Source organism: Elusimicrobiota bacterium (assembly GCA_040757695.1).
GTDB lineage: Bacteria > Elusimicrobiota > UBA8919 > UBA8919 > UBA8919 > JBFLWK01.
The window spans coordinates 1-26309 of sequence record JBFLWK010000026.1 but is presented as its reverse complement, the minus strand read 5'-3'; the positions used below and the strand labels follow the sequence as shown (position 1 = coordinate 26309).

General features: G+C 35.4%; 27 protein-coding genes and 1 other RNA gene. 24 read left to right on the top strand and 4 right to left on the bottom strand.

What is annotated here, in order from left to right; genetic code table 11:
• From AB1349_06400 to AB1349_06385, 4 genes are all read right to left on the bottom strand, one after another.
• A partial coding sequence (locus AB1349_06400) for a type II toxin-antitoxin system PemK/MazF family toxin (GenBank protein ID MEW6556968.1) occupies positions 1–131 on the bottom strand: 131 nt, incomplete at its 3' end.
• Positions 128–385 (bottom strand): ribbon-helix-helix domain-containing protein, encoded by a 258-nt coding sequence (locus tag AB1349_06395; protein ID MEW6556967.1) that lies wholly within the window; start codon positions 383–385, stop codon positions 128–130. The genes AB1349_06400 and AB1349_06395, both read right to left, overlap by 4 nt.
• 273 nt (positions 386–658) lie before the next feature.
• Entirely contained in the window at positions 659–2044 is a 1386-nt protein-coding gene (locus AB1349_06390) for a glycosyltransferase family 39 protein (GenBank protein ID MEW6556966.1), read from the bottom strand.
• A 1-nt stretch (position 2045) separates the two neighbouring features.
• On the bottom strand, positions 2046–3218 hold the full coding sequence (locus AB1349_06385) for a hypothetical protein (GenBank protein ID MEW6556965.1): 1173 nt from the start codon (positions 3216–3218) through the stop codon (positions 2046–2048).
• 344 nt (positions 3219–3562) lie between these two features.
• Here AB1349_06385 and pheT point away from each other — a divergent pair, with 344 nt between their 5' ends.
• The 24 genes from pheT to AB1349_06265 all read left to right on the top strand — a co-directional run bounded on the left by pheT (position 3563) and on the right by AB1349_06265 (position 26190).
• Entirely contained in the window at positions 3563–5935 is a 2373-nt protein-coding gene (gene pheT / locus AB1349_06380) for a phenylalanine--tRNA ligase subunit beta (protein MEW6556964.1), read from the top strand.
• Between the two features lie 51 nt (positions 5936–5986).
• Positions 5987–6226, top strand: coding sequence for a hypothetical protein (locus tag AB1349_06375; protein ID MEW6556963.1), 240 nt, complete (start codon positions 5987–5989; stop codon positions 6224–6226).
• Positions 6226–6513 (top strand): cell division protein ZapA, encoded by a 288-nt coding sequence (gene zapA, locus AB1349_06370; GenBank protein MEW6556962.1) that lies wholly within the window; start codon positions 6226–6228, stop codon positions 6511–6513. Before AB1349_06375 ends, zapA begins: the two co-directional genes overlap by 1 nt.
• A 19-nt stretch (positions 6514–6532) precedes the next feature.
• Positions 6533–6691: non-coding RNA, 6S RNA (ssrS, locus tag AB1349_06365), on the top strand.
• Positions 6692–6695: 4 nt separating this feature from the next.
• Positions 6696–7796 carry a replication-associated recombination protein A gene (locus tag AB1349_06360; protein ID MEW6556961.1) on the top strand — a complete coding sequence of 367 codons (1101 nt, stop codon included), beginning with the start codon at positions 6696–6698 and terminating at the stop codon, positions 7794–7796.
• Positions 7797–7808: 12 nt separating this feature from the next.
• On the top strand, positions 7809–8435 hold the full coding sequence (locus AB1349_06355; protein MEW6556960.1) for a 5-formyltetrahydrofolate cyclo-ligase: 627 nt from the start codon (positions 7809–7811) through the stop codon (positions 8433–8435).
• Positions 8428–9984 (top strand): ribonuclease Y, encoded by a 1557-nt coding sequence (gene rny, locus AB1349_06350; GenBank protein MEW6556959.1) that lies wholly within the window; start codon positions 8428–8430, stop codon positions 9982–9984. The genes AB1349_06355 and rny overlap by 8 nt, the downstream gene beginning before the upstream one ends.
• A gap of 5 nt (positions 9985–9989) precedes the next feature.
• Positions 9990–10757: a TIGR00282 family metallophosphoesterase gene (locus AB1349_06345; protein ID MEW6556958.1), complete on the top strand. Its 768-nt coding sequence runs from the start codon at positions 9990–9992 to the stop codon at positions 10755–10757.
• Positions 10754–11527 (top strand): hypothetical protein, encoded by a 774-nt coding sequence (locus AB1349_06340; protein MEW6556957.1) that lies wholly within the window; start codon positions 10754–10756, stop codon positions 11525–11527. Before AB1349_06345 ends, AB1349_06340 begins: the two co-directional genes overlap by 4 nt.
• A gap of 71 nt (positions 11528–11598) precedes the next feature.
• Positions 11599–12168: a nucleotide exchange factor GrpE gene (locus AB1349_06335; protein ID MEW6556956.1), complete on the top strand. Its 570-nt coding sequence runs from the start codon at positions 11599–11601 to the stop codon at positions 12166–12168.
• 77 nt (positions 12169–12245) lie between these two features.
• Entirely contained in the window at positions 12246–14126 is a 1881-nt protein-coding gene (gene dnaK / locus AB1349_06330; protein MEW6556955.1) for a molecular chaperone DnaK, read from the top strand.
• A gap of 91 nt (positions 14127–14217) precedes the next feature.
• A complete protein-coding gene (gene dnaJ / locus AB1349_06325) occupies positions 14218–15360 on the top strand; it encodes a molecular chaperone DnaJ (GenBank protein ID MEW6556954.1) in 1143 nt (380 codons plus the stop codon).
• Between the two features lie 33 nt (positions 15361–15393).
• Positions 15394–16158: a 16S rRNA (uracil(1498)-N(3))-methyltransferase gene (locus AB1349_06320; GenBank protein MEW6556953.1), complete on the top strand. Its 765-nt coding sequence runs from the start codon at positions 15394–15396 to the stop codon at positions 16156–16158.
• 90 nt (positions 16159–16248) lie between these two features.
• Positions 16249–17496: a tRNA (N(6)-L-threonylcarbamoyladenosine(37)-C(2))-methylthiotransferase MtaB gene (gene mtaB, locus AB1349_06315; protein MEW6556952.1), complete on the top strand. Its 1248-nt coding sequence runs from the start codon at positions 16249–16251 to the stop codon at positions 17494–17496.
• Positions 17497–17521: 25 nt separating this feature from the next.
• Positions 17522–19315 carry a sulfatase-like hydrolase/transferase gene (locus AB1349_06310; protein MEW6556951.1) on the top strand — a complete coding sequence of 598 codons (1794 nt, stop codon included), beginning with the start codon at positions 17522–17524 and terminating at the stop codon, positions 19313–19315.
• A 168-nt stretch (positions 19316–19483) separates the two neighbouring features.
• Positions 19484–19828, top strand: a complete 345-nt coding sequence (locus tag AB1349_06305; GenBank protein ID MEW6556950.1) for a histidine triad nucleotide-binding protein — start codon at positions 19484–19486, stop codon at positions 19826–19828.
• A 129-nt stretch (positions 19829–19957) separates the two neighbouring features.
• On the top strand, positions 19958–20149 hold the full coding sequence (gene rpsU, locus AB1349_06300; protein MEW6556949.1) for a 30S ribosomal protein S21: 192 nt from the start codon (positions 19958–19960) through the stop codon (positions 20147–20149).
• A 109-nt stretch (positions 20150–20258) separates the two neighbouring features.
• Positions 20259–21212 carry an NGG1p interacting factor NIF3 gene (locus tag AB1349_06295; protein MEW6556948.1) on the top strand — a complete coding sequence of 318 codons (954 nt, stop codon included), beginning with the start codon at positions 20259–20261 and terminating at the stop codon, positions 21210–21212.
• A 25-nt stretch (positions 21213–21237) separates the two neighbouring features.
• Entirely contained in the window at positions 21238–22947 is a 1710-nt protein-coding gene (dnaG, locus tag AB1349_06290) for a DNA primase (protein MEW6556947.1), read from the top strand.
• Between the two features lie 16 nt (positions 22948–22963).
• Entirely contained in the window at positions 22964–24682 is a 1719-nt protein-coding gene (locus AB1349_06285) for a sigma-70 family RNA polymerase sigma factor (GenBank protein MEW6556946.1), read from the top strand.
• A gap of 155 nt (positions 24683–24837) precedes the next feature.
• A complete protein-coding gene (locus AB1349_06280) occupies positions 24838–25089 on the top strand; it encodes a hypothetical protein (GenBank protein ID MEW6556945.1) in 252 nt (83 codons plus the stop codon).
• Between the two features lie 3 nt (positions 25090–25092).
• Positions 25093–25470 carry a hypothetical protein gene (locus AB1349_06275; protein MEW6556944.1) on the top strand — a complete coding sequence of 126 codons (378 nt, stop codon included), beginning with the start codon at positions 25093–25095 and terminating at the stop codon, positions 25468–25470.
• Positions 25371–25769, top strand: a complete 399-nt coding sequence (locus tag AB1349_06270) for a T9SS type A sorting domain-containing protein (protein ID MEW6556943.1) — start codon at positions 25371–25373, stop codon at positions 25767–25769. The genes AB1349_06275 and AB1349_06270 overlap by 100 nt, the downstream gene beginning before the upstream one ends.
• Positions 25770–25776: 7 nt before the next feature.
• On the top strand, positions 25777–26190 hold the full coding sequence (locus AB1349_06265) for a UPF0164 family protein (protein ID MEW6556942.1): 414 nt from the start codon (positions 25777–25779) through the stop codon (positions 26188–26190).
• Positions 26191–26309 lie beyond the last annotated feature (119 nt).

The following is a 26309-nucleotide window of genomic DNA, read 5'->3' as shown; positions in this document are numbered from 1 at the left end:
ACTGTTGTGGTTATTTGTGCAATAGTAACTGCATTACGCACATTATATGCCTCATCACGTGAAAGTAACACCACAGGACGCTTGCCTATAGGTTTAGGTAAATCCGCCCACCATACTTCATTGCGTTTCATTTCAAATCCTCCTCACGGAATGCTTCTGCGGATAACTTTTCCATTACCTTTATTTGTTGAATATCTTCAGGATTCTTTCGGTATCCAGATTCATACTGTTTGATTAGTTCCTGCTGTTCTACCCAATCCAACCAGAAGCGGATTGCATCGTCAATTAAGGCACTACGACCTATTTTCATTTTACGGCGAATATTTTCTATCTTCTTGTAATCACTTGCTGGCAAACTGATAGCAACCTTGAACGAATTCTGCATTTTAACCACCTCCTTTTCAAGAAAACAAAGTAACCACGAGATTTCACAGATTATCACAAGAAATGTCATTGCGAGCGTAAGCGAGGCAATCTCAAGAATGAGATTCCTCGTTTCACTCGGAATGACAACTTTGTTGTCATCTGTGTAAATCTCGTGTTAATCTTGTGGTTTATTGTTCTTTTATACTTAAGTATAATACATTTCATACTAATTGTCAAGCAGTATTTTTAGCACAATGCATTCTTGGTAATCAATCGTGAATTATTGTGGTTTTCATTTTTTTAATTTCCACGCTAAAGGTGCAACTTGGTTATATCTATTTTTTTCTAATTCTTTTTTTACCTCGTCAAAATCATAACTACCAAAATAGTTTAAGATTATGTAGTTATATTTTTGTTCGCTTATAAATTTTTCTGTCTGTCCATAGATACATTTTACAAATTCAGGGTCACCGCCTGCATAAAACATCGTTTGTGGATAATCCACAAGAACCGTTTCATCGTCAGACCTAATTTTAGCCACATATTTTGCTGAATAAAATGGTGTGGGCTCATAAATTTTAGCATATTTTGAAAAACTGTCAAATTTCTTTAGCCGATTGTATGTTTTAACAATCCCGAATGCTACTGTTGAAACTATCAAGAAAATAGCAAACTGTTTTTTCTTTATTCCCCCTCCCCCTTTCAAAAGTTCAACTGCTCCAATTCCAGCAACCACACAAAAACCATAAAGTGCAGGATAATCATAATAAGCATTTTTTAGGTATGCTTTGGGGAATGGGACTAAAAGGAGAAACCACGGTATGATGAATGCGATTAAAAATAAATGTCTTTTCCAATCACGGATAATAAAAAATCCGCCGATGATAACTAATATAGAAATAAAAATACCTAAATGTTCTGATGTTATGCACGGTGTTTTAACTAATGCTTTCAACAAATAATGCCAAGACCACTCAGAGATTCTTGTGAAATAATCAACCGTTTGTGAAACTTTTTTTAATGAAGAATAGATTATCCATATAAAAGCAGGAATTAACGAAATAAAGGAAGCACTAATAAATTTTAATATTTTTTTAGTAAGGTTGTTACTTAAAAGAATTACAGCTACCGAAAAATATCCAAGTATTGCTGGAAATTTTGTGAATACAGAGAAACCGGCAAACAAAAATGTCAGAAAATAATAACCCGTTTTTAATTTTTTGTTGTAACTGATTGCAAAATAGATACTTAATAAAAGAAAAAACAGAAACTGACTTTCAAGTTGCAAATTCCGAGAAAAATAGACAATCCCGTGAGCAGCTGAAGCAAACAAGGTAGACAGATATGCTGTTCTGTCATCGTATAGTTTTTTGATTATGAGGAAGAATATATAAATTGATAAAATACTGAATATTAAATTAGGCAGCCGACCAGCCCATTCAGTAATACCAAAAATTTTAAATGAAAGATATACTATCCAAGAAAAAAGCGGTGTGGCTGTATAATCCTCGCCTAAATCATTCATTTGTCTGAAAAAACCGTACTTATCAAAATTTGTTGCAGTCATTGCATAATGACCTTCATTCCATGCATGATAACCGCAAAATGGCTGAAATATAATTGGGAATCTCAGACAAAAAGCATAAAATAAAATTATTAAAATCAGATATTTTTTCATTTTAGTTTTTTTCTAAAAAAATAATTGGTAATTTATTATCTACTTCCTGTCTAATAACCCGATAGCCGTTTCCGTCTATTGTTATGTTTTTCTGATACGGTAATAACTTTTTCCCGAGCAACACAATTTTATTCAGCGATTGAACATATTTTGAATAAGATTGGTTTCGGACAAAATCATTCTGTTGAGGTGTTATAATAATTTTTTCCTGACTTAAGAAGGTAAGATAATATGCGAGCCAGTAGTCGGCGTATCCACCTTTAATTTTTGTCTCGTTCAATAGGTGGATAAGATGTTTATACGGATGCGGTGATTGATGTAATTCCCAAGTTTTAGTAATTGCAAGAATACTGTTGCCCAGATACACACATAAAAGGATTCCAGCCAGCAAATAACTGAATTTTTTTAATCTTTCCAGTATCCAGGATATTGCTAACGACACAGAAATATAAATTGGCAACAGATACCTTGAGGCATCAGGGTCAGCCCACCGTATACACACAATACCCAAAAGAATAGTAGCCACAGACAATGCAACAATTGGATAAAATGCTGGCACAGATGTTCCATTAAGAATTTTTCTTCTATAAGATATCCAAAATTTATAAAACAATACCAATAAACCGGCAAAAACAAGAATTAACGATGGATTTGTAAGTAATGTGATTTCACTTGAACCGGTAATTTGCGGGATTAATTTTGTAACAACCTGCTGACTGTTTGAAAATAATTCTGGTAGTGTTACAATACCGTCTGGTGAAGAAGGCGGTTTGCCAGTAAAATATCCTACAATAGCAGGCAAGTAACCTATAAAAAATCCAAAAATCAACATTTTACAATATGCATATGACAAAATATTTCTAATTATTTTTATCACCTGATTATGATGTGTTAAAATATACATAATAAACGCCATTTGTAAACTTGACTTAAATATCGGCCAGAAACGCAATTTAACCGCAAGCCCATAAACTGTGCTAACCCAATCGCCATTAAGCCACAAAAAAAATGCAACCAAAAGACTACCGCAGATATAAAAATTAACAAAAATTAAAAACCATTTCAGAACCGAAGGTATCCGTATGTTTTTAAGCAATATCATTTTATTCCATAAAAAAGCCAAATCTAATTTTTTTATATTTTTGACAAGTAATAGCAGATGATTTAAGTCCAATCGCAAAACCAGCAGATGCAAACCAATTGCCAGCCAGAATAGGAAACGGTGTCAGACTTGAAATTTTCAAACTTGTTTGACAATGATAATAGATTTCGTAGCAAGATGAAATGACACACTGATTCTCGGAATGGCAATTCATATAAGAACCTGTCCCAAACTCTGCCCCGACGCAGGGCAAAGACAGGGTTGTTTCCACCAGAGAGAAGTAGTCGTGGTCACAATGACAAAATGGCTGGGTTGGTGACGGTCATTTTTTTATTGCAATTTTTTTGAGATTTTGTATAATTTAATTAAGGAAAAATGGGAAAACAGGTAAAATGGAAAAAGAAGAATCCTAAATTATGAAAATACCGCTGAATTGGCTGAAAGAATTTGTTGATATAGATGTTTCCGTTGAAGAACTTGCTCATCGGCTTACTATGGCAGGGATAGAAACGCAGCCGGTAAAAAGTGTCTCTGTTGATAATAATGTTATAGTCGCAAAAATTCTTAAAATTGACAAACATCCAAATGCGGATAAACTTACTGTTTGCAATGTTACCGATGGCATAAATAATTATAATATCGTATGCGGTGCTAAAAATATCAAAATTGGCGATATTGTGCCATTGGCAAAAGTAGGTGCAAAACTGCCTGAAGTTGAGATAAAAAAAGCAGTTATTCGGGGTGTTGCTTCTGACGGGATGTTGTGTTCTGCTAATGAACTTAAGGTTGGTGAAGATGCTTCTGGTATTTTAATCCTGCCTGAGAATATTCAACTCGGTATAACATTCAATGAGTATCTGAATAACATTTCAGCAATTGAGACGGAAATTACAATAAACCGTGGGGATTGTTTATCTGTATTCGGTATAGCAAGAGAGAGTTCTGCGATATTCAATAAACAGTTAAAGAAAGAGATTAAAATTTGTAATATCATTCCAAAAGAAATTTTTCCAGTAGTAGTTGAAAACATATCTGACTGTCCGAGATATACGGGAATCATCATAAAAAATGTAAAAATGAACCACTCGCCACAGTGGATTATTGACCGTCTTAAAACTTGTGGATTACGATCGGTGAACAATGTGGTTGATATTACAAATTATATTCTGCTTGAATACGGACAGCCACTTCATGCGTTTGATTTAGATAAAATAGTGAATAAAATTATAGTTCGTAATGCTATAAAGGGTGAAAAGATTTTGGCGCTTGATAATAAAGAGTATTTGCTTGACGCTGAAATGCTTGTTATTGCTGATGAAAAAGCGCCTGTAGCAATTGCGGGTGTCATTGGCGGTGAATCAACATCCGTTACTGAAAATACAAAAAATATTTTTCTTGAATCTGCTTGTTTTGACCCAATCTCAATAAGAAAGACATCAAAAAAATTAGCACTCTCTACCGATTCTTCCGTTAGGTTTATCAGAGAGATTGATATAAGAAATGTGCTAAATATTAGTATGCTCGCAGCAGAAATGATTCAAAAAACAGCAGGTGGCAAGATTGCTGATAATGTGGTTGATATATATCCCAATTCACGAAAAGAAACAAAAATAGAACTCGATACAAAAAAAGTCAATAAGGTTTTAGGCGCTGAAATTTCAACCGACGAAATAAAAAAAATTCTGTCCCGCCTTGGTTTCACTTTCTACCTTCTACCTTCTACCTTCTACCTTTCTGTTACCGTTCCCTCTTATCGTAATGATATAAAATATGAAATTGATTTAGTAGAAGAGATAGCACGAATTTATGGTTATGATAAAATAAAAACGGATAACACAATAAAATTCACAACTGGTATTACGGAGAGTCTATCTGAAAAACTGGGTACGAAGATTAGGAATATATTCACATCTGCAGGTTTTTATGAGAACATTAGTTACAATTTTGTTTCAAGAAGCGAATTAGAAAAATTCGGTTTTAATAACAGCATCTGGGAAATCAGCAATCCTGTCTCGTCTGAAGAATCATTCCTGACACCTTCGCTTATTCCACAGATTGTAAGAAATACGGTTAGAAACTTAAACACTGGAAAAAAGGATATAAAAATTTTTGAAATAGGTAAATGTTTTCAAGAACAAGAAAAACTGTTTCTTACTGTCGGTATCACAGGAAATATAATTAACTGGTGGCAACAAAAATCAGTTTCAGTTGATTTCTATTTTGTAAAAGGGCTTGTAGAAACACTGCTTAAGGAAGTCGGGATCAAGAACTGGACTATTGAAAAAGTAAAAGGGGGGGGAGGGTGGAGGGGAACAACCAGTAAAATCTTTCATCATAGTAAGTCAGCAGAAATTTTGGTTAGCGATACTAGTGTCGGTCATTTCGGTCTTCTCCATTCCGGCATATTAGAATTTTATGATATTAAAGATGAACTGTATATAATAGAGATTGATTTAGAAACACTTACAAGTTATATAAATTTTGATAAGAACTATTTTCAAATACCTAAATTCCCGTCGGTAGAACGCGATATTTCAATAGAGGTATCACAAAAATTTCATTCAACTGAAATACAGAATACAATCAAAAGAACTGCAGATACAACTCTGGCAAAAATAGATGTAATTGATTTTTATACTGGCAAACAAATTCAGGACGGCTATAAATCACTAACTTTCCGACTCACTTTTAGACATCCTGATAGAACACTCAAAGATGAAGAAGTGAATAAAATGATACAAAAAATTATTTCAGAACTTACAAAAGTTTTTAATGCAAAAATTAGATAGGGAAGGGTGGGGGGCTTGACAGAATAATTTTTTTTTGTATAATTTAAACTGATGGATAAAATCAGTAGCAGGTTCAGTTTAGTAAAAGAACGGCTTAAAACGATTTCAGCAAGAATGAATGAACTTCGGAAAGAAAACCAGAAACTGAAAGATAAAAACGATGAATTGGTTTCTAAAATGACAGTTTTTGAGGAGGAGATTAAAATGGCAAAAAAATTTGTGAAAGAAAAAGAGATACTAAAAAACAGAGTTGAACATATTATAGAAAATTTAGAACGAGTGAGAATCTAATGGCAAAAGAGCGGGTTCCAATCAAGATATTAGATACTGAAATCATGGTAGAAACAGAGATGGAACCTCTTTTTGTCACTCAACTTGCTGAATATGTCAACAAAAAGTTGGAAGAAGTAAAAATAGAGCAGAAAACCGTTGATACACTGACATTATTAAGACAAACTCTTATTGCATTAGCAGAGGAAATATTCACATTGAGAGAAGAGAAAGAAAATATTAAAACTGAACTGGACAGAAATGTTGATGAAATAATTTTGCATTTAGAATCAGCAGCACGGCTTTGATATTTTAGAACTATACATATTTTCCCTGCGGTGTTGGTGTCAAACGGAGTGTTTTGAGCCTACAAGCACAATTTAGGGAATCTGCGTTCCCACTTAACCGTGGTTATTGGGACAGGATACCCACTTGGTAAATGGTGCTTCAAAAACTTTTTGTTTGCACGGCATTCGTGGGGATTTTTTTTATGGATTTATTTCAAAAAGATAAAATAGAAAAACCTGAACCACTTGCGATAAGGATGTCGCCGAAAACATTTGATGAGTTTTTGGGACAAAAACATATTTTAGCAGAAGGAAAACTTTTAAGACGGGCAATCAGTTCTGATAAACTTTCATCGGTAATTTTTTACGGTCCAGCCGGCTGTGGTAAATCTGCACTTGCAAAAATTATCGCTGGTAGCACCTCGGCAAATTTTATTGAAATCAATGCAGTAACCAGTGGTGTAGAAGAATTGAGAAAAATTATCGCGGATGCAGAACTGCGGAATAAAAAAACTATTCTGCTTGTTGACGAACTCCATCATTTCAACAAATCACAGCAGGACTGCCTTCTGCCTTCTGTTGAAAAAGGAACAATTATCCTAATCGGGATTACGACTGAAAATCCGTATTTTTATATCAACTCAGCCCTTCTTTCACGGTCGTTGATTTTTGAGTTTAAGAAATTAGCAGATACAGATTTAAGAAAAATTATTGAAAAAACTTCAAGAGAATTAAAAATAGACTTTTCAGAAGATGCAATAAAGCATCTGATGAAAAATGCGGAAGGTGATGCGAGACGATTACTCAATGCAATTGAACTCGGGTTCACAACAACAGAAAAAAAGGGTTGGTCAAATGGTATTGTTGAATTCACATTAGATGTTGCCGAAGAATCAATCCAAAAAAAAGTTGTACTCTATGATAAAAAAGGTGACGGACATTATGATACGATTTCAGCATTCATAAAATCAATGCGTAATGGTAAAGAAGATGACGCACTATACTGGCTTGCTAAAATGCTGGTTGCTGGTGAAGACCCAAGATTCATTGTAAGACGGCAGATAATTTTTGCGTCTGAAGATGTTGGGAATGCTGACCCGTTTGCATTAGTATTAGCAACATCCGTACTGAAATCTGTAGAATTTATAGGTATGCCAGAAGCAAAAATACCACTTTCACAACTAACGATATATCTTGCAAGAGCAACGAAATCACGGGAAGCGTATAACAAAATTTTAGAAAGTATTGAAAAAATAAAAACGGAAAAAATTATAGATGTTCCAGAAGAATTAAAAAATAAATAAGTTAAGCCACAGATGAACACAGATAAATACAGAAATGAAATGCAGAAAGTAAGTATCAGAAAAAAAATACTCAAAATCCGAGACAAACTCAGTAAAAAAACTATTGAAAAAAACAGCAAAAAAATTCTGAACAACCTTTTTTCAGTTAAAGAATTTCAGAAGGCAAAAAAGATAATGTTTTATTCAGCTTTCAGAAACGAAATTGAAACATCTGAAATGATTAAAAAAACTTTGGAATTAAAAAAGCAAGTTTTTTTGCCGAAAGTTGTAAAAAACAAAATCGTCCCAGCCCAAATCAAAAATTTAAAACAGTTGGTTCCAGGAAAATTTGGGATTCTTGAGCCACAAGCCACACGACCCACGCTGTTGCGTGGGTGCCCCGAGCCACAAGATACAAGCCAGCTTGATATTGTGATTGTTCCCGGTATTGCTTTTGACAAAAACTGTAATCGGCTCGGATTTGGCAGAGGATATTTTGACAGGCTTTTGAGAAAACAGACTGTGCTAAAAATTGGGCTGGCACATAATTTTCAAATTGTAAGAAGTATTCCGGTTTCAAAGAATGATGTGGTAATGGATATAGTAATTACAGAAAAACAGATTTTTAAAAAAGCAAATGGAGGATTGGGTTATGGATAATATTTTGTTAACTGTTATTGTGGTGGGTATAGGTATCTTTGCAGGCTATTTTGTCAGAATAATTATTGCTAAAAAAAGTTTGAAATCGGCTGAAACGGTTGCCAAAAAAATTATCGCTGCTGCAGAAAAAACTGCTACAGAACGAAAACGAGAAAGCGAGTTGGCAATAAAAGAAGAAATGCAGCGACATCGTCATGAATTTGAAGCACAGACAAAAATCAGGCGACAGGAGCTTTCAAATTTAGAACGGCAGATTCTGCAAAAAGAAGAAAATCTTTACAAACGGTTTGAAGTTGTTGAAAAAAAAGAACGCGAAACTGCAAAAAAAGAATCTGATGTTAATTCAAAATCACGAATAATAGAATTGGAACTTGTAAAACTGAATCAGCAAAAAGACGAGCAAAAAAAAATACTTGAACGAATAGCACAGATGTCCGGTGAGGAAGCCAAAAAGGTTCTTATGAAAATGATGGAAGAAGAAGCTCAAAAGGATGCGGCAGTACTGCTCAAAAAATTTGAACAAGAAACAAGAGAAACTGCTAATAAAAAGGCAAAAGAAATTTTGGCAGTTGCAATTCAGCATTGTGCAAACTCGTATACTCAGGAAATTACTGTGTCAACTGTCCCGCTACCAAACGATGATATGAAAGGTCGCATAATTGGCAGAGAAGGCCGGAATATTCGCGCATTTGAACAGGCGACTGGTGTAGATTTAATTATTGATGATACACCTGATACTATTACTTTGTCCAGTTTTGATGGTATGCGACGAGAAATTGCAAAAATCGCGATGGAACGATTGATGGCGGATGGCAGAATTCATCCGGCAAGGATTGAAGAAGTAGTTAACCAGGTAAAAAAAGAAATGGACGAAAATATAAAATCTGCTGGTGAAGAAGCCGCATTAGAAGTCGGTATTATGAATCTTAAACCTGAAATTATAAAATTACTCGGGAAACTGAAATACAGAACATCATATGGACAGAACCAGTTAGCACATACATTAGAGGTGGCTAATATCGCGGGATATCTCGCTGCAGAGTTAGGTGCTGATGTACGTTTTTGTAAACGAGCGGGGCTTCTACACGATATTGGGAAGGCAGTAGATAAAGATGTGGAAGGAACACATCATCAACTTTCAGCTGATATTGCCAAACAATATGGCGAATCACCAAAAATGATAAATGCTATTTTATCACATCATGAAGGTGTTGTTCAACCGGAATCGGTTGAGGCGTTTATTTTACAGTCAGCAGATGCAATTTCCGCAGCACGACCTGGTGTGAGGCGCGAAACGCTTGAACATTACCTAAAACGAATAGAGCGACTTGAAAAAGTGGCGGAGTCATTTATTGGCGTTGCCAAAAGTTATGCTGTTCAGGCGGGCAGAGAAATAAGAATCCTTGTAGAGCCTGAAGATGTTGATGACATTGCAGCTAACCAACTTGCTCAGGATATCGCAAAAAAAATAGAAACGGAACTGGAATATCCGGGACAGATTAAGGTAACCGTTATTAGAGAAACAAGGTATCAGGAAGTTGCAAAATAGAATATATGAATATATTATTTATTGGCGATATAATAGGTTCGCCAGGCAGAAAAAAAATAAGCAAAATACTGCCTGAAATAAAACAAAACTACTCTATTGACTTCACAATTACTAATGGTGAAAATTCAGCAGGCGGTACAGGTATTGTAAAAAAGTCAGTTGACGAAATTTTATCAGCAGGCGTTGATGTCATTACACTTGGCAACCATTCTTTTGATAGAAAAGAATTTACCGAGATAATAGATATGCCATGTGTTGTAAGACCTGCAAACTATCCGGAAAATGTGCCCGGTAAAGGTTTTTGTGTAATAAACAATATCGCAGTTGTGAATCTGTTAGGTAGATTCAATATGCCACTTGTGGACTGCCCGTTCCGAAGTGCTGACAGGGTGTTAGAAAAACTGTCAACTGTCAACCCTCAACCATCAACTATTATCGTTGATTTCCATGCAGAACTTACTTCTGAAAAACAGGCAATGGGTTATTATTTGGACGGTCGGGTGAGTGTTGTGCTCGGAACACATACTCATATTCAAACAGCAGATGAAAAAATCCTATCAAATGGGACTGGATATATTACTGATATCGGAATGGTCGGTTCTGCGGACTCTGTAATTGGTGTTGAGAAATCAGATGTGCTTAAAAGGTTTTTAACCGCAATGCCAACAAAATTCCAAGTTGCAAAGGATAATATCGTATTCAATGGAGTTGTTTTGACTGTAAATAAGCATACTGGTAAATGTGAAAAAATTGACCGACTCGTAATAAAATGAACAACAAACATAAGAAAATACTACAAGCAGTAATTCTGGGATATATTGAAACAGGCAAACCAATTGCTTCAAAATATGTATCAGAAAAATATGGCGGGCTGGGATATTCTGCAAGTTCAATCCGAAACTTTATGGCACAACTTGAAAAAGATGGTTATCTAAAATCACTCCATAAATCATCCGGTAAACTTCCTACAAACAAGGGCTGGCGATTCTATATAAATGACCTGATAGAAACACAGCAAACGATTCTTAAAAAGAAAGAAGAACTAAATAACAACTATACCCAGCAGATAAGAAATTGTAATTCGGCGTTGTTAGATTTATCAAAACTATTTTTTTATATTCTGAAACATTCCAACTATAATCTATTGCCTGATTTGAAAAAAACAACTTTCCGAGAACTCATATTAAGCTATGTTGGTAAAAAAACTGTTTCAGGAACCGTTCTGGCAGATACCGGCGTTGTTAAACAATTCTTAATCAAAACCCAAAAACCTGTTCGGCAGGATTTTTTAGATGCAGTCAGCAATTTGCTTAATATGGTAGTCAAGGGAGTTGCTCTGTCAGATATAAAAAATTTAATAACTACAAAAAAAGAATTGTTCAATAAAGATTTGGGAGAAAAGTTCAGTTTTGTTTTGCAGAATCTTAACTCTTTTTTTGATTTTGAAAATATTACTGGAACCGAAGAAACCAATAATGCATCAAAAATAAGTGAACTACTCAACAGAACAGAGGAAACTGCCAAACAAACCACGCAGACATAGAAACACAAAGATTACCACTGATAAATCTGTGGTAATCTGCGTTTTTCATCTGCGTAATCTGTGTTAAAAAAATGAGTGAAAATAAGAATACCGAAGATATTTACAGAGAAGCAAAAATTGCAGAACTTGAAATACTGAAACAATCTGTTGACGAACAGAAAAAAAAGGCAGAAAGTTATTATGAACAACTTTTGCGGCTTAAAGCTGATTTTGAGAATTACAGGAAACGGGTTGAGAAAGAGAAAAAGATATTTTTTGAGAATGGTAAAAATTCAACCTTGCTTGAACTGATTGATGTTTTTGAGACGGTAAAACTGGCAAAAAGTATGATTGAGAAATCAAACAATCATGAATCGGTTCAAGAGGGTTTGCATCATATAGAAAAGAAACTTGAAGATATATTAAAACAACATAATGTTACGCAGATAAAAACAATAGGCGAAAAATTTAATCCGCTGTTCCACGAAGTTGTCGGTGTAATAGAAAAAGTGGCTGACGGGAACGAGTGTGCGGAAGATTCTAAAGATGGTATTATTTTAGAGGAACTAAAATCGGGCTATAAAATAGGCGAAAATGTTCTGAAACCCGCAATGGTTAAAATATCTAAACAAACAAATGACCACGAATTAACAACCAAATGACCACAAAGAAATTCGTGGTAATTCGGTTTTTGATTTGTGGTAATTCGTTTGTGAGCGAAGCGAATAGGAGGTAGGAAATGGCAAAAATTATTGGGATTGATTTAGGAACTTCAAATTCAGCAGCCGCAATTATGGAAGCGGGCAAAGCAACAATTATTCCATCTGCAGAAGGTATGACGCTCGGTGGCAAAGCATTCCCGAGTTATGTTGCATTCACAAAAGATGGGCAGTTGATTGTTGGCGAGCCGGCACGACGCCAGGCAGTTGCAAATCCTGACGGAACAATTATGGCTGCAAAACGAAAAATGGGAACCGACCACAAGTATAAAATTTTTGGTAAAGAATATGCACCTCAGCAGATTTCAGCATTCATCTTACAAAAAATTAAACGAGATGCAGCAGCATTTCTGGGCGGTAGTGTTGATAGAGCGGTAATCACCGTGCCTGCATATTTTAATGATAATCAGCGACAGGCAACAAAAGATGCCGGCGAAATCGCAGGGCTAAAAGTAGAACGAATCATCAACGAGCCAACCGCCGCATGTCTCGCCTACGGGGTTGACAAGAAAGGTAAAGACGAAAAAATACTGGTGTTTGATTTTGGCGGTGGAACGCTTGATGTTACAATAATGGATTTCGGTGGCGGCGTATTTGAGGTGAAATCAACATCAGGCGATACACAACTCGGCGGAACGGATATGGATAATGCACTCATTGACTATATCGCATCAGAGTTTAAAAAGGATACAGGAATTGATTTACGAACTGATAAAATGGCAACACAGCGACTGAAAGAGGCAGCTGAAAAAGCGAAAATAGAACTATCAAATGTCTTAGAAACAGATATCAATCTGCCATTTATCACAGCCGATGCAGCAGGACCCAAACATCTTACAATGAAACTGACCCGTGCGAAACTGGAAGCAATCGTAGGACCTATTATTGAACGCTGCAGACATTCTGTAGAACAGTCGTTTTCTGACGCAAAACTGACTGCAAACGATATTACCCGAATTATCCTTGTCGGCGGGCCTACAAGAATGCCATCAGTCCAGAAATTTGTTGAGGATTTGGTTGGTAAAAAAGTAGAACGCGGTATTGACCCGATGGAATGCGTCGCTATTGGCGCTGCAATACAAGCAGGTGTTCTAACCGGTGAAGTAAAAGACATACTGCTACTGGATGTAACACCACTTTCGCTCGGTGTTGAGACACTCGGTAGCGTGATGACACGGCTGATTGATAGAAATACCACGATACCAACTAAAAAATCGCAGATATTTTCAACCGCTGCGGATAACCAACCCGCTGTAACTATAAATGTTCTGCAAGGTGAACGCCCGATGGCATCTGATAATGTTTCGTTAGGCAGGTTTGACCTCGTCGGTATTCCACCGGCACCACGCGGTATTCCGCAAATAGAAGTTACATTTGATATAGATGCAAACGGGATATTGCATGTCTCTGCCAAAGACCTCGGAACTGGCAAAGAGCAATCAATAAAAATTACTGCACCGACAAAACTTAATAAAGAAGAGGTTGAAAAAATGGTAAAACAGGCAGAACAATTTGCCGAAGAAGATAAAAAACGGAAAGAAGAAATTGAAATAAAAAATGAAACTGATGCAGTAATATATTCTGCTGAAAAATCGTTAAAAGAACACGGTGATAAAGTATCAGCAGATGAACGGCTCAAAATTGAACGAGCGATTTCAGACGCAAAAGAGGCGTTAAAAACAAATGATATCTCAAAAATCAAAAAAGCAAAAGATGATGTTTTAACCGCTTCACATAAACTTGCCGAAGAAATATATAAAGAAGCAACAAAGAAACAAAAGACAGAGACGAGTGACGAGGAACGAGCAACAGAGGAGAAACCAAAAGAGGAAAAACAGGAAGAACCAAAAGAAAAAAAACGAGACGATGTTATAGATGCAGATTATAAGGAAGAAAAGTAATACAAATTGCCACAAATAAAATACCAAATTATTGTAAATATTTGTAGTAATTTGGCTGTTGATTTGCTTAATTTGTATATGAGCGAGGCGAATGACAAAACGCGATTACTATGAAGTGCTTGGTGTTTCTAAAAACGCATCTGCTGACGAGATAAAAAAGGCATACAGAAACCTCGCATTGCAATTCCATCCTGATAGAGTTCCTGCAGATAAAAAGAAAGAAGCTGAAGAAAAATTTAAAGAAATTTCAGAAGCATATGCTGTTCTATCTGATACTGAAAAACGCCAACTTTACGACCAGTACGGACACGCAGGGATAGATGGCAGATACAGTTATGAAGATATTTTCAGAAGTGCTGATTTTTCAGGGTTTGAAGATATTTTTGCACAAACCGGTTTTGGCGATATTTTTGGCGATATTTTTGATATTTTTGGTGGTGGAAGAGGATTTTCTACAAGAACCCGCCGGTCTGTATCAACAAAAGGCGATGATTTAGAATATCATCTGACAATCACACTTGAAGATGCCTACAAAGGTTGTGAAAAAACAGTAGATATCTATCATACACAAACCTGCGGTATCTGTAAGGGTAGTGGTGCAAAACCAGGCACATCAAAAAAAACCTGCTCTACTTGTAAAGGTGCAGGTGTTATCAGATATTCACGCGGTTTTTTTTCACTACAGCAGACCTGTACAAAATGTGGCGGCAGTGGTGAAATAGTCGGTACACCTTGTAGTGAATGTTCAGGCAGAGGAAAGATTAAAAAACAATCCAGAATTACTGTAAAAATTCCTGCTGGGGTTGATACTGGAAATACTATCAGAGTGAAAGGGAAAGGTGAAGCAGGTGAACGAGGCGGGCTATCTGGTGATTTGTATATTGTTATCCGCGTTTTGCCACATAAAATTTTTAAACGAGACCGAAACGATATATATGTTGAAGTTCCTATTGGGTTTGCAACTGCTTGTTTGGGCGGCGAAATAACCGTTCCAACACTTGATGGTAATGTATCTATGAAAATACCAGCACAGACACCATCAAACAAGGTTTTTCGGCTTAAAGGAAAAGGTGTACCTGCAGTAAATTCGTCTAATCGTGGTGATGAATATGTAAAGGTTTTTATCGCCCCACCTGAAAACTTAACAAACCGCCAGAAAGAACTACTCAAAGAGTTTGCCCAAATATCAGGTGAAAAACTAGACGAAGGATTTTTCAGAAAAATATTTAAATAAACGTTCTCACGTTAGCGAGAACGTGGGAAGTTAATGCATAGATTTTTTGTTGAAAACATACTGGGCGATAGCGTTGTAATTTCAGGTAGCGAAGCACATCATCTAAAAAATGTATTACGAAAAAAAACAGGTGATGTGGTTTTTTTATTTGACGGTAAAGGCAACGAATATGAGGCAAAGATTGTAGCCCCCGACTTAAGTCGGGGGTTAAGAAATGGCGAGATTGAGTTAGAACTAATTACAAAAATAAAAAAGGATGCAGAACCAAAAATAAAAATTAATCTCTATCAATCAATCCCAAGAGGCAAAAAATTTGAGTTCATAATAGAAAAAACAACCGAACTCGGTGTAGCAAAAATAATCCCCATAATTTCTGAGAGAACCGTTCCAAATGTAGTTGCAGGGTTGAATCCCGCTAAACACATCCGTTGGCAGAAAATTGCGCTCGCCGCCGCAAAACAATGCGGCAGAACAATTATCCCTGAAATCTCTGTAATCACAGATTTTGAATCTGCTGTTAAATTCGTGTTTCTAAATTCATCTGAATCGCTTTCTTTAATTCTATGGGAGTGCGAACAAAAAACTACACTCAAACAAATCATTAAAATCTGCAATCTGCAATCTGCAATCTGCAATCTGTTTGTCGGTCCCGAAGGTGGCTTTTCAAACCTTGAAATAAAACTCGCCAGAAAAAACAAAGTAATTCCCGTCTCACTCGGTAAAAGAATCCTTCGTACCGAAACCGCCCCAATAGTTGTAATAGCAAATATTTTATACGAATTGAATGAAAAAAAATAAAATCCGCTTGACGAAATTTAAAATTTTAATACAATTAGATATGAATCCCTGTCTTGACAAATCTGTCTAATTTTAATAAAATCTTTGTTAATGAAAATACATTTTAAGACATTTGGCTGTAAGGTGAATCAGTGTGAAACAAATGAGATGATACACAAGATTTTAAGTGCTGGGCTGTCGCTTTCAGATAAGCCTGAAACTGCAGATATTATTATTATAAATTCTTGTACTGTAACCTCAAAAGCAGACCGCAAAACAAACCAGTATTTGCGAAAATGTTTGCAACTTAATCCGACTGCAAGAATTTATGTAACCGGCTGTTGTGTTGATAGAATTAAATCCGAACAAAAACCGAACAAATGTTCGGAAATGCCAGAAACCGAACAAGTGTTCGGAAATGATAGAAACCGAACAAATGTTCGGTTTTTCAACAATTCTGAAAAACAGAATATTTGTAGCATACTTGGTATTTCTTTACCTTTTACCTTTTACCTTCTACCTTCTCCCTTTACCAATCACACTCGTGCGTTTGTAAAAATACAAGATGGTTGTAATGGGAGATGCACATATTGTATTGTGCCTAAAGTGAGACCTAAATTATTATCTAAAAATCCAGAAGATATAATTTCAGAAATTAAAAATTATATATCAGCAGGACACAAAGAAATTGTATTATGTGGAATAAGGTTAGGGAAATACAGATATGAGATGGACGATAGGAGATGGGAGTTAACGGTTTTGATAAAAGAATTAGAAAAAATTAAATGGCTTTATCGTATCAGATTATCGTCTATAGAACTCAATGATATAACAAATGATTTAATTGAACATATGGCAACATCAAAAAAACTCTGTCAGCATCTGCATATACCTTTACAATCAGGTGATAATAAAATTTTAGCAGATATGCGAAGGTGTTATACAGCACAAGAATTTTTCAACAAACTTCAGGAAATCCGAAAAAAAGTGCCTGATATTGGTATCACAACTGATGTGATTATTGGCTATCCACTGGATACAGATGAAACACTTGAAAACACATACAATTTTGTCAAGAAATGTCAGTTTTCGCGTTTGCATATTTTTAAGTATTCCAAAAGACCAGGAACAGCAGCTTCCAAAATTGATAAAGCATGCTTGCCGGTTTTGATTAAAAAATGGGCAGCAAAAATGAAAAAACTGGATTTACAACTTCGTCACACTTTTCTGAAAAAGTTTTCAGGCAAAAAACTGCAGGTTCTTACTGAAACTAATGGCTACGGATACACATCAAATTATATTCATCTAAAACTTCCAAAATCTATACCATCTAACGAGCTTGTGTATTGTGCGCAATAAAAAACTGATAACGATTATTTTTTTTATGTTTCTAAATTTTATGCTAACATTGATTATCGGACTTGGATATTTTAAGTTTGTCAGTAATCATCCGTTAGAAATACTTTTCACAATTTTCGCGTATCTTTCCAACAGTTTAACAATTTATATTTTGATATTTGTTGTTCTTATAGTTTTTTATCTTCTGAGGTTACCAAAAATTATTTTTGTACTTTTATTTTTTATTATTAATCTGTTAGTTTTTATTGATGTTAGTATCTACAAAATTTTTAGATTTCATATTAACGGGCTTGTATTGAATACAGTTTTTACAAAAGGTGGCTGGGAATCGCTGGAATTTAGTTATTCTACAAAATTGTTTCTTGCGGGTGTTATTATTTTTTTGTTTCTACTTGAATTTTTTATGTATAACTATCTTGCGAAACCTATCTCAACAAGCGTGTATTCTATCAAAAAAAAATATGTTTTTTTAGTGTTGATTCTTGTGGTATTGATTATTGGTATTGATAAAGGATTTTATGCCTGTGCCGATTTGAAAAACATTCCATATATTACACGGCATCTAAAATTATTTCCGTTATATCAGCCGCTTACAATAAAAAAATTCGCCCAGAAATATCTTCATTTAAAAATAGACAAACCTGTTATGCTTGTGTTGGATAAAAAATACTCAGGTCTTAATTATCCCAAGAAAAAACTTGAATTTTACAGAACCCACAAGCCACTGCCAAATATAATCTGGCTTTTTAGCGATTCCTACAGATATGATATGCTGAACAAGGATATTACTCCGAATATCCATAAATTCAGCAAGAATTCGTTAGTTTTTGAGAATCATTACAGTGGTGGCAATTGCACAAGGTTCGGTATCTTTTCAGTGTTTTATGGTCTTCATGGATATTACTGGAACACTATACTGGCAGAAAGGCAATCGCCTGTCTTTATTGACTCGCTTATAGAGTTAGGCTATGATTTTCAAATACTTTCAGCCAGCAAACTCACTTTTCCTGAATTTGATAAAACCTGTTTTGTTAGAATTCCGGCTGCGAAAATAAATGATGAGCCAGTAGGCAAAACGAAAAACGAAAAAGATTTTGCGATTACCGAATCGTTTATAAAATATCTTAACCATCCACGAAGTCCATTTTTTGCATTTTTATTTTTTGACAGCCCGCATGGCAGTTATGATTTCCCGGCTAATTTTGAGAAATTTAAGCCGACGGTTCCTGCATTTAATTATCTTCTGCTAAACAAAGAAAATGTACTGCCTGTTTTTAACAGATACAAAAACGCAAATTATTATGTTGATTCACTCATAAATAAAATAATCGTTCAACTGAAAAAACAAAATCTACTTAAAAATACTATTATTTTGATAACTGCGGACCATGGCGAGGCATTTTTTGAGAAAGGTTTCTATGGGCACAATCATGGATTTTGTGAAGAGCAGGTAAAAGTTCCGTTAGTTTTGTATATACCCGGCTTGAAACCTCAAAAATATAAGAAACTAACCAGCCACCAAGATATAGTACCTGCATTGTTATCAGTGCTGGGCTGTAAAAATCTGTCCAGCGATTACTGCAACGGGATTTCACTCTTGAATATTCCAGAACGGGAATTTGTTGTATCAGCGACATGGGATGAAATGGCGGTTATTGATAAGCGGTTCACAATTGTTTTGCCGATAGAAACATATAATATTTCAGGTATCAAAATTTACGATACTGGCTACAAAGAAATTCTGGATAAGACAGATACTGAATACTCAATACGCCGTTTAATAAAATTCCAGAAAGAAATTACAAATTTTATGAAGTAGTAGATATCGCTGATTTCTGCTGATTTGTCATTCCCGAATGTCCCTGTCGGGAATCTACGCCTTTAATGGATTCCCAATAGAACCATTTGGGAATGACACTTTGTGTCATCTGCGTTTTTACAAAAAAAGTACTTGACAAAATGCAAAAAATTCTTTATAAATATAGCGATGATAGATTGTTTATTTTGTAAGGTAATTGATAAAAAAATTCCTGCCAAACTCGTTGCAGAAACAACCGAGTTAGTTGCGATATGTGATATTAACCCCCAGGCACCGGTTCACATCTTGATAATTCCTAAAAAACATATACCTACATTAAATGGTATTACTGATGCGGATGGTATTATTATTACAAAGGTTCATCTTCTGGCAAAAGATCTTGCCAAACAAGAGGGTATCTCTGAAGATGGTTATAGATTGGTCTTGAATACCAATTCTGATGCTGGTCAGTCAGTTTTTCATATTCACTGGCATCTGTTAGGTGGTAGAACATTGAACTGGCCGCCTGGATAGAGACAATTAAAAATGTAAAATGTAAAATTAAAAATTTTATGTGAAAGATTTTAATAAAACAATCTACCACAATTTTTCATTTTTAATTTTGAATTTTTAATTGATATTATAAGAAAGGTGGTGTTAACATTGGCGAATGTAAAGGTTAGAGAGGGCGAATCTATTGAAGAAGCGCTACGAAGATTCAAGCGTGAATGTGAACGTGATGGAATCTTATCTGAAATTAAAAAGCGTGAATTTTACGAAAGCCCATCTTTAAAAAGAAAACGCAAATCTGAGGAAGCAAGACGAAAACTGAGAAGACGGATTTTTTATAGATAGAGAAACGCTGCAGACAGATAAAAGACTGATTCAGACGGGTTGGGATCTGTTTACAATCGTGCTTTTATCCGGTTAAATCGTCCTTTTTGGGAGGCGTAAATTGAAACTAATGGAATTGTATGATTTCATTGTAGGAGAAGGAGTGTTATCAGACCCTAGAGGTTTGGAGACAGTAAAAAAAGGACTATCAGTCCAGCAACAGAAATACAACAAATTAGATGATGAAAAAAAATCAGAGTTTGATTTGGAGACATTGAAAAATCCCTATAAAGATACACGGATATTGAATGGCACAGGTGCTGAAGAAATAAAAACGCTTTTGGTTGGGATTGATATTGATGTTGGCGAGCTTCTTCTTGCAGTGTATTTGAAACAAACCGGCAAACCGGTTGATTTAGTTTTATCACATCATCCTTCTGGCTATGCATATGCAAATTTTTATGAGGTAATGGGGATGCAGGCAGAAATTCTTGAAAAATACGGTGTTCCAATAAATATTGCGGAAGGACTTTTAGCAAAAAGAACAAAGGAAGTTTTCAGAAAAGTACTGCCAATAAATCATACAAGAGCAGTAGATACAGCAAAATTATTAGGGATTCCTTTTATGTGTGCACACACTGTTGCAGATAATCATGTCACAAAATATTTGCAGGACACTTTTGATACTACAAAACCGTATTTTGTTGGCGATGTAGTAAAAACATTAAAAACGATTCCTGAATATAAGAATTCAATTACAGAAGCGGTAGGACCTAAAATAATCGTCGGCAGTGAAGAGAATCGTGCTGGAAAGATTTTTGTAGATATGACTGGCGGGACTGAAGGTGCGGTTGAATTTCTAGAAAAATTATCGCTTGCTGGTGTTGGTACAATTGTCGCGATGCATATGTCTGAAGAGCATATCAAAACCGCCGAAAAATCAAACATCAATGTAGTAGTTGCAGGTCATATATCAAGCGATACCCTTGGACTGAATTTGCTTTTGGATAAAGTAGAAAACAAATTCGGTCCTACTTACTTCATACCCTGTTCAGGTTTCCGACGAGTAAAACACAGCGAATAAAACTCAAAATCCAAAAATTTATAATATGCCAATACCGGAAGCAACAATACAAAATATTTTAAGTTCCTGTAATATCGTAGAAATTGTTGAAGAATATGTTCGGCTTGTGAAATCTGGCAGGAATTTTAAGGCAAGATGTCCTTTCCATAACGAAAAAACACCTTCCTTTTATGTAAGTCCTGAGCGACAAATTTTTCATTGTTTTGGCTGTAATACCGGCGGTAATGCAGTTGGCTTTGTGATGAAAATAGAGGGGCTTACATATCCCGAAGCACTCAGGAAACTCGCCCAAAGATATAAAATAGTAATCAAAGAAGAATACTGGGCTTTTGATGATAGACTATCAAAAGAAAAAGAACAGATTTACAAAATTTTAGAAGAAGTTGCGCAGTTCTATCAACGGTATCTTAATGAAAGAGCGCCTGCTAATATCAAAGATTGGCTAAAAAAAAGAGGACTATCTAATAAGACAATAGAAAAATTTCGTATTGGTTATGCACCACAGAAACCCCAAATACTGTTCAATGCCGCTGTTAAAAAGGGCTATTCACCAGAAATACTATCAAAAGCGGGAATTGTATCAAATGATAAGGATTTTTTCTATAATAGAATAATTTTTCCTATTTTTGATATCACAGGACGAGTAATTGCATTTGGTGGCAGAGTTTTAGACGATGATAGTGCGGTTGAAAGTGTTCAACCAAAGTACTTGAACTCACCAGAAACAATTGTATATTCAAAAAGCAGAATACTCTATGGACTTAATTTTGCTGGTAAGCCGATAAGAGAAAAAGATTCTGTTGTAATCCTTGAGGGATATATTGATGTAATCGTCTGTCATCAGTTTGGTATTTCTAATACAGTGGCAACACTTGGGACATCTTTTACAGCACAGCATTCTGCACTTCTAAAAAGATATACTGATAATATAATGATCGCATTTGACCCGGATACTGCCGGCAGAGCATCTGCCTTGCGTTCTTGTGAGGTTTTACTCGCAGATGATTTGAATGTACAGGTTGCACAACTGCCGGAAGGTAAAGATAGCGACGAAATACTTTTGGCAGATGGTGCAGAGAAACTAAAAAGTATCTTTAATAACTCAAAATCGTATGTAGATTTTATTATTAACGAGAAATCTGCTGTGATAGATATTAAAACTGCAGAAGGCAAAAAAAATATCGCAAAATCAGTTCTGCCTGTTATCTCAAAAATCCCCAATGCGATTGTTAAATCAGAATATATTAAAAAACTTGCTGAATGGCTTAATGTAAAAGAGGAATTTCTTACGGTTGAACTGGCTAAAATCAAACCAGGGAGATATGAAACAAAACCGGATAGCTCGTCCGCCATAAAGGAGATTAACATAACGGAAAAACAACTTATGCTATTATTGGTTCGTGATATAAAATTAGTTGATTTATTCCCGGTTGATTTTCAGTATGATTTCAGTAATGAAGAAATAAAAAAAATTTTTGATTTGCTTTTAACTTTAAGGAAAAAAGGACAAACATCTACAACACCAGCAGAAATTGTAGAATTAGCCGGTGGCTCGGAGCTTATAGCAGGTATTCTAATGGATGACTGCAATATTGCGGAAGCTGAAAAATTTGTAAAATCGTTTCTACACGCAGTCCAACTTAATACTGATAAAAAAAACTTACAAGCGCTAAAAAAAAATGATATAAAAACCTATATGGAAATTTCCAAAAAAATTAAAGGCTCAAAAAAGTGAATCGCTGATTAAAAAAATGATTGACGAAAAAGAGATAAAAGATTTAATTGAACACGGCCGTCAGACGGGTTATCTAACCTATTCTGAGATTTTTGACCATTTGCCATTTATTGATATGAGTGTAAATGAGATGGATGACTTCTTTATAACATTGACTGATATGGGTATAAATATTATAGAGAAACAGTCAGAGGAAGTAATCGCTGAAAAGCAACCACCTATCAGTGATGAGGAAGAAGCAATCCGATTAAAAATGGAAGACCCTGTTAGAATGTATCTTACAGAGATGGGGAAATCTCAACTTTTAGAACGAAAAGAAGAATTACAACTGACAAAGAGCATCTGGGAAAAAAAGAAAGCGCTCAAATTGATTGTCCTGGACTCACCAGTTGCATTAAAAGAGATAAAAAACTGGGAAGTGCTTTTATCAACAAGCGCCGCATCACCACGCGAGTTTATGCCTCGTGGGAAAAAAACTGACGCTACATTAAGAAATATGCAACGTAGAATGATAGAAGCATCAAAATATATAGATAAAATACAGACCAAGATAAATTTTCTTAAAAAGAAAAAGAAACTAAAAAGTTACAAAAAAAATTTAACAAAACGAGTATCTCTTGAAAATAAAATCAATAATTACAAAAAGGATATAATTAAAAAGATAATAGGACTGAATCTTAACGAAGAAAAATTTGATAAACTTAAATTAAAACTGCTGAATTTTGCAGATAAAATAACTGCTAATAAAAGCATTCCTAATCAGATTCCTAAAAAAAGTAGATTGCCATTAAGCGAAGTGAAACGATTTTACCGTCAAGCAAAAAGAAAAAAAATTACAAACGCAAAATTTCTTAAACTAACCAGATACAAATTCGCAGGGTTTCATAAAATACTGGCTGAAACAAATAATGCTATCAGAAAACTTAACAAGATGCGTAAAAGCGTAAATATTCCGTTAGAAGATATAGAAACAGCGGCTGCAAAAATCAGACAGTTAGAAAAAGAACTGCTATCTGAAAAATCAAAACTTATAAAAGCAAATTTGCGACTTGTGGTTTCAATAGCAAAAAAACATATGTATGCGCCATCACTTTCTTTGCTTGATTTAATTCAGGAAGGTAATCTCGGATTAATAAAAGGTGTAGAAAAATTTGAGTACAAACGGGGTTTCAAATTCTCAACATATGCTACCTGGTGGATAAGACAATCTATCAACAGAGCACTTGCAGACCAGACAAGAACAATTAGAATCCCTGTTCATATGAAAGAAATGGCATCAAAACTTAATAAGTTTCAGCGAAAATATCGTCAGGATTATGGCAGAAGTCCTACTATTGAAGAGTACGCAAAACATCTGAAAATGGCTGTAGATAAAGTAAGAACACTGTTGAGAATTATTCAGGAGCCGCTCTCGCTGTCAACACCATTAAATGACGACGAAGGTTCACGACTTGAAGATTTCATAGAAGATAAAAAACATAAAACACCAGAAAAACATTTGCATTCTGATTTACGATATAGAGAGATAGAAAATGCACTTTCTACACTTGGCGAACGTGAAGCCGAAATTATCAGGCTGCGGTTTGGCGTTGGGTACGGTTATCCATTAACACTGGAAGAAGTTGGAAGAATATTTAATATAACCAGAGAACGAGTTCGCCAGATTGAAGCAAAGGCAATAAGAAAAATGAAACATCCAACCCGTGCTAAAAATCTTGCCGATTATTTAGAGTAACAAGGCAGCTCAAGATTTGCCATAAGGGATAGGTAAGGTCGGTAAAAGCGAAAATTTTTTTGCAGGGCTTGACACCCTATTATTTTTTTGCTAAAATAGTATTAGTAATATAAATATATTACTAATATACAATAAAAATATAGGGGGGTGATGGGATGGACAGAAAACAGGATTTAATGAATGAAATAAGTAAATTAAGGCAAAGGCGGCAATATGCGGAAAGGCGGTGTGAGATGACAGGCAGGATGTTACCAGCCTGTTTAATTTTCCGTGCTCGGATTAAAGGCCAAAGCTCTCTCAAATCTGTAAAAGCAATGGATTCTACTGTGGAATATAAAAGTTACGGTATTTTACCTGTTTCTACAAAGGTAGAAATATCTACAAATATGTTCCCCAAAACGAGATAGAAAATGAAAGAACAAAGTGAAATAGCAAAACAGGAATTAAGAGAAAGGAATCGTCAGTATTTAGTGTGGGAACATTTAACCAGGAACCAGAAGGAAGCAGCCAAAAGGATACTGGCAGGTAACTACGGAATCTTGCAAGATGCAGGCTGGGGTTTTTTAGATAAGTTTATAATTTTTCTAAAAACCGTTGGTTTTTTAGAGGTGCTCAATGTAGACGGAGAAGGATATGTTAGACGGATGATTACGGTAGCCCAACTGTTGCTTACTTATCAGATGAAGATATTAATGGCGAAGCAACCGTTTCAGTTAATAAACCCACAACACTACTTGCTTCTGCTCCAATCTCTCAATCGCTCAATCGTGCAATTTCTGACTTTGTAAAAGGTGAGATATATGTATATCCAAATCCCGCAAAAGGCGGGAAATATCCAACGATACACATAGAGTGTGGTGTTGCCGACAAAGTAGAAATACGAATTTACAACATCGCCGGTGAATTTATACATTCAACAAAGATTACAGAACCGCCACAGGACAGGAACAATGATGGAAAATACGAATACGAATACACTTGGGATGTCTCAGACATTGCCAGTGGCGTGTATATCTACACAATAAGAGCAAAGAAGTTGGGATATTCTGACATAAAAGCACAAGGGAAGTGTGCAATTATCAAGTGAGGTCATTATGAAAAAAATTATAATTTTTGTTTTTGCCTTAACCTTTCTACCCCTCTACCTTTCTACCTTTCTACCTGCCTCATCAAACACTGGTGCAAGTTTCCTCAACATCGGCACATCAGCACGAGCAACATCATTAGGCGGTGCTTATGTAGCAGTAGCAAACGATGCATCCGCAATCAATTACAATCCTGCTGGACTGTCTCAATTAAATAGAAGTGAAATAGTCGGTCAGCACACAGAGTGGATATCTGATATAAGACACGACTTTTTGGCAGGAGCATTCCCATTAAGGAACAGCACAGTCGGGTTCAGCGTGATTTATTTATCACAGGGCAAAATAGAGGGGCGGGATGAAAATAGGAACATAACTAACAGTTTCTCTGCCTACGATACCGCATTGACATTTTCAGTAGCGTAGTCAAAAAAGGTTGCTTAAAAAGCTCTTTGAAATATAATTTATCGTCGGAGAACAAGCACTTTTATAGTAAAATAATGGTGGCGCACGCCATTATTTGACCTATAGGAGGCTTGAAATGC

Excerpts from the sequence above, each read along its gene's own strand:
- AB1349_06395 (MEW6556967.1), bottom strand. The coding sequence starts at position 385 with ATGCAGAATTCGTTCAAGGTTGCTATCAGTTTGCCAGCAAGTGATTAC.
- AB1349_06390 (MEW6556966.1), bottom strand. The coding sequence starts at position 2,044 with ATGAAAAAATATCTGATTTTAATAATTTTATTTTATGCTTTTTGTCTG.
- pheT (MEW6556964.1), top strand. The coding sequence starts at position 3,563 with ATGAAAATACCGCTGAATTGGCTGAAAGAATTTGTTGATATAGATGTT.
- AB1349_06375 (MEW6556963.1), top strand. The coding sequence starts at position 5,987 with ATGGATAAAATCAGTAGCAGGTTCAGTTTAGTAAAAGAACGGCTTAAA.
- zapA (MEW6556962.1), top strand. The coding sequence starts at position 6,226 with ATGGCAAAAGAGCGGGTTCCAATCAAGATATTAGATACTGAAATCATG.
- AB1349_06360 (MEW6556961.1), top strand. The coding sequence starts at position 6,696 with ATGGATTTATTTCAAAAAGATAAAATAGAAAAACCTGAACCACTTGCG.
- AB1349_06355 (MEW6556960.1), top strand. The coding sequence starts at position 7,809 with ATGAACACAGATAAATACAGAAATGAAATGCAGAAAGTAAGTATCAGA.
- rny (MEW6556959.1), top strand. The coding sequence starts at position 8,428 with ATGGATAATATTTTGTTAACTGTTATTGTGGTGGGTATAGGTATCTTT.
- AB1349_06345 (MEW6556958.1), top strand. The coding sequence starts at position 9,990 with ATGAATATATTATTTATTGGCGATATAATAGGTTCGCCAGGCAGAAAA.
- AB1349_06340 (MEW6556957.1), top strand. The coding sequence starts at position 10,754 with ATGAACAACAAACATAAGAAAATACTACAAGCAGTAATTCTGGGATAT.
- AB1349_06335 (MEW6556956.1), top strand. The coding sequence starts at position 11,599 with ATGAGTGAAAATAAGAATACCGAAGATATTTACAGAGAAGCAAAAATT.
- dnaK (MEW6556955.1), top strand. The coding sequence starts at position 12,246 with ATGGCAAAAATTATTGGGATTGATTTAGGAACTTCAAATTCAGCAGCC.
- dnaJ (MEW6556954.1), top strand. The coding sequence starts at position 14,218 with ATGACAAAACGCGATTACTATGAAGTGCTTGGTGTTTCTAAAAACGCA.
- AB1349_06320 (MEW6556953.1), top strand. The coding sequence starts at position 15,394 with ATGCATAGATTTTTTGTTGAAAACATACTGGGCGATAGCGTTGTAATT.
- mtaB (MEW6556952.1), top strand. The coding sequence starts at position 16,249 with ATGAAAATACATTTTAAGACATTTGGCTGTAAGGTGAATCAGTGTGAA.
- AB1349_06310 (MEW6556951.1), top strand. The coding sequence starts at position 17,522 with ATGTTTCTAAATTTTATGCTAACATTGATTATCGGACTTGGATATTTT.
- AB1349_06305 (MEW6556950.1), top strand. The coding sequence starts at position 19,484 with ATGATAGATTGTTTATTTTGTAAGGTAATTGATAAAAAAATTCCTGCC.
- AB1349_06295 (MEW6556948.1), top strand. The coding sequence starts at position 20,259 with ATGGAATTGTATGATTTCATTGTAGGAGAAGGAGTGTTATCAGACCCT.
- dnaG (MEW6556947.1), top strand. The coding sequence starts at position 21,238 with ATGCCAATACCGGAAGCAACAATACAAAATATTTTAAGTTCCTGTAAT.
- AB1349_06285 (MEW6556946.1), top strand. The coding sequence starts at position 22,964 with ATGATTGACGAAAAAGAGATAAAAGATTTAATTGAACACGGCCGTCAG.
- AB1349_06280 (MEW6556945.1), top strand. The coding sequence starts at position 24,838 with ATGGACAGAAAACAGGATTTAATGAATGAAATAAGTAAATTAAGGCAA.
- AB1349_06275 (MEW6556944.1), top strand. The coding sequence starts at position 25,093 with ATGAAAGAACAAAGTGAAATAGCAAAACAGGAATTAAGAGAAAGGAAT.
- AB1349_06265 (MEW6556942.1), top strand. The coding sequence starts at position 25,777 with ATGAAAAAAATTATAATTTTTGTTTTTGCCTTAACCTTTCTACCCCTC.